The 12,412-nt window shown below is 37.4% G+C and carries 8 protein-coding genes; all 8 read left to right on the forward strand.

The window, feature by feature from the left end; genetic code table 11:
• The first annotated feature begins 8 nt into the window (after nucleotides 1-8).
• The 8 genes from ACIEHO_RS00420 to ACIEHO_RS00455 all read left to right on the forward strand — a co-directional run bounded on the left by ACIEHO_RS00420 (nucleotide 9) and on the right by ACIEHO_RS00455 (nucleotide 12,397).
• Nucleotides 9-848 carry a glycoside hydrolase family 16 protein gene (locus ACIEHO_RS00420; RefSeq protein ID WP_406967505.1) on the forward strand — a complete coding sequence of 280 codons (840 nt, stop codon included), beginning with the start codon at nucleotides 9-11 and terminating at the stop codon, nucleotides 846-848.
• Between the two features lie 87 nt (nucleotides 849-935).
• The gene (locus ACIEHO_RS00425) at nucleotides 936-4,388 is read left to right on the forward strand and encodes a hypothetical protein (RefSeq protein ID WP_406967507.1); all 3,453 of its coding nucleotides are present in this window, start codon (nucleotides 936-938) and stop codon (nucleotides 4,386-4,388) included.
• Nucleotides 4,389-4,393: 5 nt separating this feature from the next.
• Nucleotides 4,394-5,683 carry a glycoside hydrolase family 17 protein gene (locus ACIEHO_RS00430; RefSeq protein WP_406968682.1) on the forward strand — a complete coding sequence of 430 codons (1,290 nt, stop codon included), beginning with the start codon at nucleotides 4,394-4,396 and terminating at the stop codon, nucleotides 5,681-5,683.
• Between the two features lie 22 nt (nucleotides 5,684-5,705).
• Entirely contained in the window at nucleotides 5,706-7,196 is a 1,491-nt protein-coding gene (locus ACIEHO_RS00435) for a glycoside hydrolase family 30 protein (protein ID WP_406967509.1), read from the forward strand.
• A gap of 26 nt (nucleotides 7,197-7,222) precedes the next feature.
• Nucleotides 7,223-8,788 (forward strand): MFS transporter, encoded by a 1,566-nt coding sequence (locus ACIEHO_RS00440; protein ID WP_406967511.1) that lies wholly within the window; start codon nucleotides 7,223-7,225, stop codon nucleotides 8,786-8,788.
• Between the two features lie 19 nt (nucleotides 8,789-8,807).
• On the forward strand, nucleotides 8,808-9,734 hold the full coding sequence (locus ACIEHO_RS00445; RefSeq protein WP_406967513.1) for a glycoside hydrolase family 17 protein: 927 nt from the start codon (nucleotides 8,808-8,810) through the stop codon (nucleotides 9,732-9,734).
• Nucleotides 9,735-9,995: 261 nt separating this feature from the next.
• On the forward strand, nucleotides 9,996-11,579 hold the full coding sequence (locus ACIEHO_RS00450) for a T9SS type A sorting domain-containing protein (protein WP_406967515.1): 1,584 nt from the start codon (nucleotides 9,996-9,998) through the stop codon (nucleotides 11,577-11,579).
• A 137-nt stretch (nucleotides 11,580-11,716) separates the two neighbouring features.
• Nucleotides 11,717-12,397 carry a LysE family translocator gene (locus ACIEHO_RS00455; RefSeq protein ID WP_406967517.1) on the forward strand — a complete coding sequence of 227 codons (681 nt, stop codon included), beginning with the start codon at nucleotides 11,717-11,719 and terminating at the stop codon, nucleotides 12,395-12,397.
• Nucleotides 12,398-12,412 lie beyond the last annotated feature (15 nt).

The following is a 12,412-nucleotide window of genomic DNA, read 5'->3' on the forward strand; positions in this document are numbered from 1 at the left end:
ATTTAAATATGAAAATTACATATAACATAAAAACGCTTCGCTACAGGGCGCTGCTTTTATCGCTTTTATCGGTGCTGTTTTTTAATTGTGAAACCGACGAAACACAAACCGTTACAACATTGAATAGCTTAGTAATGTCCGATGAGTTCGATACTGATGGGCCACCAAACACAGCCATGTGGAATTATGATATGGGCAACGGTGCAGAACAAGGTATTCCGGGATGGGGGAATAACGAATTGCAATATTATACCGATAGACCTGAAAATATTAAGGTTGAAAACGGCATGCTTCATATTACTGCCATAAAAGAATCGTTTGAAGGTGCTTCTTATACATCAGCTAGAATTCAAACCAAGGGTAAGTTTCAAAAAACCTATGGAAGATTTGAAGCGAAAATTAAACTGCCATGGGGACAGGGAATTTGGCCTGCGTTTTGGATGTTGGGCGATGACAATAATGGTATGGAAGTTTGGCCTCAAATTGGTGAAATCGACATTATGGAAAACCGCGGTCAAGAACCTACAATTATTAATGGAACCCTTCATGGTCCTGGATATTCTGGAGGAGAGGCGGTAACTAAACCGTTCGAATTGGAAGGCGACCGTTTCGATACGGGTTTTCACATTTTTGGTATTGAATGGGGCGAAGATTACATTAATTTTTATGTAGATGGCTTTTTGTATAACCAAATTACCCCAGACGATGTGCCTGGTGAATGGGTTTACAATCATCCTTTCTATATCATCATCAATCTAGCAGTGGGAGGGAATTATGTAGGGTCACCAAATGCTCAAACTGTGTTTCCGCAAACTATGGAGGTAGACTATGTTAGAGTGTACGAATAATTCAATTTTAAAAGGTTAATCCCTTTAACTTATTTATAAAATTTAAATTTCATGGGGCATTATTATGCCTTAAAAGTTAATTAAGTAATGATTACAGCAACTGAAAACAAGAATTTAGAAGACAAATATTTTACAAAAGGAGGTCTTGTAGACTTTGAAAACGAAGACTATTACAAGATAGAAAATAGTGATGCTATGCGCCCATTTTTTATGAGTATAGTTTCAGATTCCAACCATTGGATGTTTGTTTCAAGTAATGGCGGCCTTACCGCGGGAAGGAAAAATTCAGAATATGCATTATTTCCCTATTACACGGACGATAAAATAAGCGAATCTGCTGATATTACAGGGAGCAAATCCATTTTTCATTTGAACAGAAATGGAAAAACTTTTATATGGGAACCGTTTTCAATCCGTCAAATAGGCATGTATAAGATACAGCAAAACCTATACAAAAATGTCTATGGAAATAAAGTAGTTTTTGAAGAAATCAATGAAGATTTAGGTTTAACGTTTAGATACCAATGGAACTCTAGCAACAAATTCGGTTTTGTTAAGAAGTCTGAATTGATAAATAATTCCTCCGATAAAGTTGAAGTAACCCTTCTCGATGGGCTGCAAAATATTATACCATATGGTGTTGGCTCTGATTTGCAAAATTCCAGGAGCAACTTGGTTGATGCTTATAAAAAGAGCGAACTCAAACCAAATGTTGGATTAGGAATTTATGCCTTAAGCTCTATCATTGTGGATAAAGCAGAACCTAGTGAGGCTCTCAAAGCAAACATGATTTGGTCATTTGGATTGGATAAACCAAAGTATTTACTGTCTTCTTTGCAGTTGGATAATTTTAGACGAGTTGGTGATGTAAAGCAAGAGGAAGATATTAAAGCTGAAAAAGGGGCTTATTTCATCAGTGAAACTTTAGGATTAAATGGCAATGAATCAAAAACATGGAGTTTTGTGGCTAATGTAAACCAGTCTGTAACGCAGATTGAAGATATGGCTTCACGAATTAAAAATGAATCCAATCTCGAGGATATAGTTCAAAAGGACATTAACAGGGGTACTGAAAATTTAATAGCCCTGGCTGCGGCTTCAGACGGCTTGCAACTTACTGCCGATGCATTGACCAATACTAGGCATTTTGCAAATACATTGTTCAACATTATGCGTGGAGGTATTTTTGATGATGATTATAACATTGAAAAATGGGACTTTTTAACATATTTAGAAAAAGCCAACACCAAGGTTTATATAAGTAAAAAAGAGCTTTTGGAAAATCTACCGGAGCGATTTACTCAAAAATATATTAGAAACGTTGCTGAGAACGATCATGATAAAGATTTTAAGCGCTTGTGCTTGGAATACTTACCGTTGAAGTTTAGCCGAAGACATGGCGATCCCAGTAGACCGTGGAATAAATTTTCTATCAACACACAAAGTGAAATTGACGGCTCAAAAATATTAGATTACGAAGGAAACTGGCGCGACATTTTTCAAAACTGGGAAGCCCTCGCCCATGCCTATCCCGAGTTTATCGAGAGTATGATTCACAAGTTTCTTAATGCGACAACTTTTGATGGCTATAACCCTTATAGGGTAACCAAAGATGGTTTTGACTGGGAAATTATTGAAGAAAACGACCCATGGTCTTACATTGGCTATTGGGGTGATCACCAAATAATTTACTTGTTAAAGTTTTTAGAATTTATAGAAACCCACTACCCTAACGCTCTTGAAGATTTATTTAACCAAGACGTATTTGTTTACGCCAATGTGCCTTATAAAATTAAGAGCCATACCGATATTTTAAGAAACCCGAAGGACACTATTGATTTTGATTATGAACTGGATCATAAAATCAACGAAAAGAAAAGTCAGCTGGGTGCGGATGGTGCGCTTTTGGTAGACCAAAAATTGAGTATTTACAAAGTGAATTTAATCGAAAAATTGCTTGTAACTGTGCTGGCAAAAGTTTCAAACTTTATTCCAGAGGGCGGTATTTGGTTAAATACCCAACGTCCAGAATGGAACGATGCCAATAACGCTTTAGTAGGAAACGGCGTTTCTATGGTAACACTATGTTACTTAGAACGCTTTTTAACGTTTTTCGAAGATGTTGTAACTAAGTCCAACGTAGAATCCGTTGAGCTATCTTCAGAGTTGAAAACGTTTTTCGGAGGTGTTTACGCAACACTCGAAGCGAACAAGGATATTTTGAATCAAACCATTTCAAACGAGGATAGAAAAACGGTTTTAGATGGCCTTGGTGAAGCAGGAAGTGATTATCGATTGACAATTTATAAAGATGGTTTTACAGGCGAAAAAGAAACATTAGGTAAGCAAAGTATATTAGAATTTTTAACCATTACAAGGGCTTATTTACAACAAACTATAAAAGCCAACAAGCGGGTAGATAACATGTATCACGCTTACAATTTAATGACGGTTGAAAACGATAAGGAAATATCCATTTCCTATCTACCGGAAATGTTAGAGGGCCAAGTAGCCGTATTGAGTTCTGGCTATTTAGTCCCTAAAGAAGCATTAAAATTATTGGACGGTTTAAAAAATAGCACCTTGTTTAGGCCAGACCAATACAGTTATATTTTATATCCGAATAAAGAATTGCCCCGTTTTGATAAAAAGAACAACATCTCGAAAGAGCAGGTGCAACATTCAAAATTACTTTCTCAGTTGGTTGAGGCGGGCAACCGTCAAATTATTGAAAAGGATGTGAATGGCAATTACCACTTTAACGGTAATTTCAACAATGCTGATAGTTTAAGCGAAGCTTTAAAACAGCTTCCGAATGAATACAAATCATTAGTTAATGCCGAATCTAAATTAGTGTTAGATGCCTTTGAAGAGGTTTTTAACCATAAAGCTTTTACAGGGCGTTCGGGTACATTCTATGGCTATGAAGGCTTAGGGTCTATCTATTGGCACATGGTTTCAAAGCTGCTATTGGCGGTTCAGGAAAATTGCTTGCTCGCTATTAATTCCAATGAAAGTGAAGAAATCATAGGACGATTATTGGAACACTATTATGAAATACAGGCGGGAATTGGGGTGCATAAATCTCCAGAATTATACGGTGCATTTCCAACCGACCCCTACTCCCATACGCCGGCAACCAAAGGGGCTCAACAGCCTGGAATGACTGGCCAAGTGAAAGAAGATATTTTATGCAGAATTGGTGAACTGGGTGTTTTTGTTGAGGATGGAACCGTGGTTTTTAATCCTTGTTTGCTTCGTGAAAGTGAGCTGATAAAAGAACCAAAAACATTTGGTTATGTAGATCTTAATGGAGATGAAAAGCAAATAGGCTTAGAAGAACATTCATTGTGTTTTACCTATTGCCAAGTTCCTGTTGTTTACAAGTTGTCAGATTCCGAAAAATTAGAAGTGCTCTACAACAACGGAACATTGAAAAAGTTCGACAGCTTAAAACTTGATGGAAGCACCTCCAAAACCATATTTGAACGCACTGGAGATATAGACAGGATAGTAGTATCAGTAAAAAACCTTAAATGATAATAATGAAATGCCTTCAAAACATTTTAGCGGTAGTTGCTCTTATAATTTGTGTTTTTGGGTGTGTGCATAATTCAAAAAAAGAGATTAAAATCGTGACAAGAACTAAGCATATTTCAGCAGCGGATATTTTAGGAAACCCGGAATACTTAGCCATTTCTTATGGTGGTTATCGTGATATTTCAAGAGATAGCCAACCCTCAATAGCCCAGCTTAAGGAGGATTTGAAAATTTTGGCGGCTATGGGCATAAAAGTATTGCGAACCTATAATGTGCAGTTGCAACAGGCTCCTAATATTTTAAAGGCTATAAAGGAATTAAAGGAACAGGATTCTAGTTTTGAAATGTATGTGATGCTTGGCGCATGGATTGATTGTATAAATGCATGGACAGACCTTGAGCCAAACCACCATATTGAAAGCGAGCAAAACGCAGGCGAAATTGCCCGCGCCGTAAATTTGGCTAAACAGTACCCAGACATTGTAAAAATAATTGCTGTAGGAAACGAAGCTATGGTACGTTGGGCAACAAGTTATTATGTACAGCCCGAGGTCATTTTAAAGTGGGTAACATATTTACAGGATTTAAAGCAATCCGGCGAATTACCAAAAGAGTTATGGATAACCAGTTCTGATGATTTTTCATCATGGGGCGGCGGAGATCCAAGTTATCATACAGAAGATTTAGAACAACTAAGCAAGGCAGTCGATTATATTTCAATGCATACCTACCCTATGCATAACTCTCACTATAATCCTGCCTTTTGGTTAGTTCCGGAAGGTGAAAATGAACTTTCTGATGATGAAAAGATAGAAGCAGCCATGCAGCGTGCTTTAAGGTTTGCACAAAAACAACACGACAGTGTTTCCAATTACATGAAAAGTTTAGGGGTTAATAAGCCAGTGCATATTGGTGAAACAGGTTGGGCATCGGTTTCTAACGGGCATTATGGAGCAAAAGGATCTAGGGCTTGCGATGAATACAAATCTGGCCGCTACCATGAGCTCATTAGAGAATGGACAAATAAGAACAACATATCCTGCTTTTATTTCGAGGCTTTCGATGAGCAATGGAAAGATGCCGCAAACAAATTGGGTTCAGAAAATCATTTCGGCCTTATCAATCTTAAAGGCCAGGCCAAATATGCTATTTGGGACTTGGTTGATAAAGGCATTTTTAAAGGATTGACAAGGGACGGAAAATCCATTACAAAAACATATAACGGCGATAAAGATGCTTTAATGAAAGATGTTTTGGTTCCACCAGCTGAGGTTGAAACGAGCATATCACATTAATCAGAAATTAAAATATGAGATAATGAAATCACTAAATATATTTTTTTACGGACTTTTTTTAATCATTATGGGTTGTACTGAAACGCAAAAAGAATTGGAAGTTAAAATTATTGAAACCTCATTGGCAGGAAATAAACTTACCGAATTAAAGGCATTTCAACATTCAGATAGTTTGGTAAATGTCAATCTATTGCCAGAAAAAACATATCAGACCATAACCGGTTTTGGAGGTGCATTTACAGAGTCTTCAGCATATCTCTTAAATCAGCTAAGCAAAGCCAATCGAGATACCATTATTCAAGCCTATTTTGGAAAAAATGGAGCTAGATATTCGCTTACACGAACACACATGAATTCTTGTGATTTCTCACTCAGCAATTATTCATATACACCTGTTGAAGGCGATAAAAACTTGGAGCATTTTACTATAGAAGAAGATAGGGACGATTTAATTCCCATGATAAAAGATGCCATGGCCGTTTCAGAAGATGGGTTTAAAATATTTGCATCACCATGGACAGCCGCACCTTGGATGAAGGACAACAAGAGTTGGGTTGGTGGAAAATTGCTTCCTAAATATTATGATACTTGGGCCTTGTTTTTTTCAAAATACCTGGATGCTTATAAAGCTGAAGGCATAGATATTTGGGGTTTTACCGTAGAAAATGAGCCGCACGGAAATGGCAATAACTGGGAAAGTATGCACTTTTCGCCCAAGGAAATGACCGATTTTGTTCAGTTTCATTTGGGACCAAAATTAGAAGCAGATGGTTACGGCGATAAAATAATTTTGGGTTACGACCAAAACCGTGCAGGATTAAAGGAATGGGTAGATGAAATGTACAGAGATAATGCATCGTCAAAATACTTTGATGGAACGGCTATTCATTGGTATGAAAGCACCTATGATTATTTTCCTGAAGCCTTGCAGTATGCCCATAAAAAAGCGCCTAATAAATTTTTAATTGAGACCGAAGGCTGTGTGGATTCTGAAGTACCAAAATGGTATGACGATGCGTGGTATTGGGCTAAGGAAGCCACCGATTGGGGCTGGGACTGGGCATCAGAGGATGAAAAATATTTACATCCAAAGTATGCACCTGTTAACCGATATGCCAGAGATATTATTGGCTGCCTTAATAATTGGGTAGATGGTTGGGTAGATTGGAATATGGTTTTAGACCGACAAGGCGGACCTAACTGGTTCGAAAATTGGTGCGTTGCTCCTGTAATTGTAGACCCCGATAAAGATGAAGTTTACTTTACCCCGCTCTATTATACCATGGCACATTTTAGTAAATACATTAGGCCGAATGCCCAAGTTATTGGCATAGAGAATCCAGATGAAGACCTTATGATGGCTGCCGCAAAAAATCCAGACGGTACCATAGCAGTGGTCATTTTTAACGAAACTGAAATACCAAAAAGTATTAACCTGTCCTTAGAGGGCAAAACAAAACGCTTTGCCATAGATGGGAAAGCATTACAAACCGTGATTATTTCAAATAAATAATTAAAAACCAACTAAACCAAAAAAATATGTCTAAGATAAAAACAGCAGCAAAGGATAAAGTTCCAGTAGGACAAAAGGCAGCATTCGGTGCAGGCCATTTCGTTCTTAATTTGCTACCAGGAGTATTAGGTGTTTATTTGCAAGTGTTCATCTTAACGGCTTTTGGAATGGACCCCGTTTGGGCAGGTCTTTTGGGAGGGTTGCCAAGAATATTTGATGCCTTAACAGACCCAATAATGGGTTTTATTTCAGATAATACCAAATCACGTTGGGGACGAAGAAGGCCTTATATTTTTGGAGGCGCATTAATTAGTGGCATACTTTTCATATTAATGTGGCAATTGGATGAAAATGCATCGCAAACCTTCAATTTCTGGTATGTGATGATTCTGCAAATACTATTTCTTGTAGGAAACACGATGTTTGCTACACCTCTTGTTGGATTAGGTTACGAAATGACTTCCGATTATAATGAAAGAACCAGACTAATGAGTTTGGCGAATTCTATGGGGCAAATTGCCTGGATGATTGTGCCTTGGTTATATGTTATCATTCCAGATGTAAATACGTTCGATAATCCCGCTCAAGGTGTCAGGACCATGGCGGTGATTGTTGGTGGCGTGTGCATTTTATTTGGAATACTACCAGCTATATTTTGCAGAGGAATAGATTCTGCACACATGGAAAACCGGCAAGTCATTAATTTTAGAACGCTTGCGGCTAATTTAAAAGAGCTTGTAAAAGGCATTAAACAAGTCTCTAAAAATAAGCCTTTCATGAAACTCTGCGGTGCTACTTTTTTAGTCTTCAATGGGTTTCAACTTGTGGCGGCGTTCTCGGTGTTTATTATTGTATTCTACATGAATCACGGCAGTTGGGTGGAAGCGGGTACCTGGCCAGCTTGGTTTAACACCTTAAACGCCATGATTACAGCTTTTTTGGTAATTCCTATTATTTCTAAAATGGCCACCAAATGGGGGAAACGAAATGCATTTTTAATTTCAACATTCCTATCAATTCTTGGGTACCTATTAAAATGGTGGGGTTTCGATGTGCAGCTAAATGATAGTTTTAATCAAACGGCTTTTGGTCAAAGTTTAAACCGAGGTGTAGGTTCAATTTTTGAAGTTTTAAATCCATATTTGGATAGTATGGGAATGTCATGGTTTAGCATTGACGTGAGTAATGGCGTTCCATGGCTTATATTTTTACCAATTCCTTTATTTGCTTTCGGGATGGGTGGACTGTTTACGTTAATGATGAGTATGACTGCTGATGTTTGTGACCTAGATGAGCTTGAGAATGGTATGCCCCGTAAGGAAGGTACTTTTGGTGCCATCTATTGGTGGATGGTAAAATTGGGTCAGGCATTAGCTATTATATTGAGCGGTGTGATATTAAAAATTGTTGGTTTCGACCAGAATGTATCCGTTCAAGCTGCCGAAACGATGACACAACTTAGAATTGCTGATATCGTTGTGCCTGCCACGACTGCGGCCTTGGCCATGATTGTTATGTGGAGGTATAGCCTAAATGAAGATAGAGCGAGACAAATAAAAGATGAACTGGTAGCAAGACGAGGTGAATTATAAATTAAAATCTTGATGAAAAATGTCGTATAGAGAAGAAAAAATAGGGTCTTTAGCAGGAGTAAATCTTGATAATAAAACAACTAAGGGCTTACAGAATGTATTTAAACGCGTTCTCAAAAAAGGGATGCATGGTATTTGTTTTAGTCCTTATGAAGAAGGCCAGCAACCCGGCGACCAAATTACAGAGAAACAGATTAGAAGGCGCATGAAAATAATTAAGCCCTATACAAATTGGATACGTTCCTTTTCGTGTACTGATGGTAATGAATTGATTCCCGTGATAGCCAAAGAATATGGCATAAAGACTTTAGTTGGCGCTTGGTTGGGTGACGATGCCGAAATAAACAGAAAAGAAGTTGAAGGCCTTATAAAATTGGCTAATAAAGGTTTTGTCGATATCGCTGCAGTGGGCAATGAAGTGATGTACAGAGGTGATTTAACAGAGTCTGAACTTTTAAGCTTTATGAAGCAAGTAAAGGATGCAATACCCGCTGAAATTCCAATGGGATATGTTGATGCATACTATGAGTTTAGACAAAGACCCAAAATAACTGAAGCCTGCGACGTTATTTTAGCAAATTGTTACCCCTATTGGGAAGGTTGCCATATTGATTATGCCTTGTTGTACATGAAAGATATGTTTCGTCAAGCAGTAAAAGCTGGAAATGGAAAAAAAGTAATTATAACCGAAACGGGATGGCCCAGTCAAGGTGAAGGTTTAGAAGGCGCGCTTCCCTCCTATCAAAACGCCATAAAATACTTTGTGAATTCTCAATTTTGGTCTGAAGAAGATGATATCGAAATGTTCTATTTTTCGTCGTTTGATGAATCTTGGAAGGTTGGTTCCGAAGGTGATGTAGGTGCCTTTTGGGGCTTATGGGATAAAGATGAAGAGACTAAATTTTCACCTTTTCCACTTAAAATAAGAGCTAAAAAGTTGTTATAGCGAACTTTAAGTTAAGGTAAATTATTATTTGTTTCAATACATCAAATTGTTTCACCACAACATCACCACAACATGGTCTGTTTTACGTCTTAAATCATGTTTATAATTGCTCTGAAAACCCCTTGTATTACTGAATTCATAAAAAAACCCATATTTTTTTGTGAATGTATGTTTTTTGTTGTGGCTTGATTTTATATATCTCATTACCAATTGACTAATTTTAAGAAAACCAAAAAACTAATTATTAATTAAAACTATATTATGATGAAAAAATTTACTTTAATGTCTGTCTTATTAATTGTTGGGTCGTTTGCTTTTGCGCAAGGCCCAACCGATAATGCCACCGACCCACCAGCTAGAGACGCTGCTGATGTTATATCCATTTTTAGCGGAGCCTATACGGATGTTGCAGGTTCAGAATTCAACCCTAATTGGGGGCAGAGTGGTTTTGGAACAGCAAATACTAGTTTTGACCCAGGTACGGGAAACATTGTATTAGGTTACCCAAACTTTAACTATCAAGGTGTTCAGTTTGGCAGTGCACAAAACATATCGGCTATGGAGTTTTTACACGTTGATATTTGGGTAGATGGGTCTTTTAACCCCAATATATATGTGATAAGTTCAGGAGCTGAAATAGCAAACCCTATAACCAATACCGGAGCAGGTAGCTGGATAAGCGTCGATATTGCTGTACCTGGCATAACAGGCGACCTTTCCAATTGTATTCAATTTAAATTTGATGGCGGAAATGGAAGTACTGATGGTATTTATGTAGATAATTTGTATTTCTGGAAGTCACCAGCAGACCCAGCGGCAGATGCGACTTTGAGTGATTTAGAAGTTGAAGGAGCTACAATAAGTGGTTTTAGTCCAGCAACAACAGACTATACATACGCTGTTCCAACAGGAACGGTTGACGTTCCTCAAATTACTGGAGCCACAACAACTAATGGCTCGGCAACTGCTGTTATAACTCAAGCTTCTGGTATACCTGGAGATGCTACGGTTGTAGTAACTGCACAAAATGGAACTGATACCGAAACATATACAGTATCTATTATTGAAGAGGGGCCATCAATGGCTGCTCCAACACCACCTGCAAGAGCCGCTGCTGATGTCATATCAATATTTAGTGATGCCTATTCTAATATTTCGGTAGATACTTTTGATACACCATGGTGTCCAGGAACGACGCAAGAAGTTATGGTAGACGGAAACGCCACTAAAAAAGTTACTGGTTTAGGCTGCGAGGGTGTCGAGTTTGTTTCAGGTAGATTTGATGCTACTAATTTTACTCATTTCCACATGGATATTTTTACGGAAACAGAAACATTAGATAAAAGTTTCAACATTAAGCTGTCTAATTGGAATGGCGGAGGCGGAGAAGCCAATGCTCTTGAATACTCAGGAACAAATGGAAACTTTTTAACAAACCCAAATCCTGGCACTTGGATTTCTATAGATATTCCATTAAGCGAATTTACAGCTGTTACCAACGCTGATAGAAATGATATTGTACAGTTCATCATAACATCTAATTTAGGTACGGTTTATTACGATAACCTTTATTTACACAAAAACACAACATTAGGTGTTAGTGATAATATTTTAGCACAACTACAAACCTATCCTAATCCTACGCAAGGTAATTGGACGGTTAAGACTGCGGATATAGAAATGCAAGCAATCAGAGTTTATGATGCATTAGGAAAAACGGTATTATCGCTTACGCCCAATAGTAGAGAAACAACCATTGACGGTTCAAGCTTAAAGGCAGGCTTATATTTTGCTCAAATTAAAACAGCAAACGGTATTGGAAGTATAAAACTCATTAAGAATTAGTTTGTTTAGTAGCTTTTTAAAAAGGGTGTGGTTTAATTATCATGCCCTTTTTTTGTCCCTTAAAGTCAAATCCAATCCTCGATAGGACAATAGTTTTAAAATATTTCTTTACTTTGTATTGAAACCCTCTCATTTTTATGATTGATGATATTTTAACGGCTATTCCTTTCGGAATTATACTCGCTTTCACCATCGGGCCGGTATTTTTTGTGCTTTTGGAAACTAGTGCGACCAAAGGCTTCAGGAGCGCTTTAATTTTTGATTTAGGCGTAATTCTGGCAGATATAATTTTCATAATCATTGCCTTTTATAGCACCAATAATCTTCGAGGAAAAATAAGCAACGATCCTAATTTTTTAATATTTGGTGGCGTGTTGTTAATGGTTTATGGGGTTATTTCTTTTATGAAAACCTCGAAATCTTTTCGAGCCATAGTCAAAGAATACCACAAAGTTGAAATAAAAAAAGGTTACGGAAAGCTATTCGTAAAAGGCTTTTTACTTAATTTTATAAATATCGGTGTGCTTTTGGGTTGGCTGGGTTTTATCGTGTTGGGCGACTCGTTAACTAGTTCAGAACATGGCAGTTTTGTTTTTATTGGTGGCATGTTGCTGTCTTATTTTGTTTGCGATATCATCAAGATTTTAATAGCTAAAAAACTGAAAGCTAAGTTAACACCAAGGCTTATTTTTAAAACCAAAAAAATAATAGCTATGGTTATTTTAGGTTTTGGAGTATTGTTGTTTTTACAGGGGCTGTTTCCAAAAACTTACGAGAAGAACAAAGAAAAATTAGAGCAGATTAGCCCGATTAATTGATTTTTAGAATGGGTT

This window comes from Flavisericum labens (assembly GCF_045446075.1).
Lineage (GTDB): Bacteria > Bacteroidota > Bacteroidia > Flavobacteriales > Flavobacteriaceae > Flavisericum > Flavisericum labens.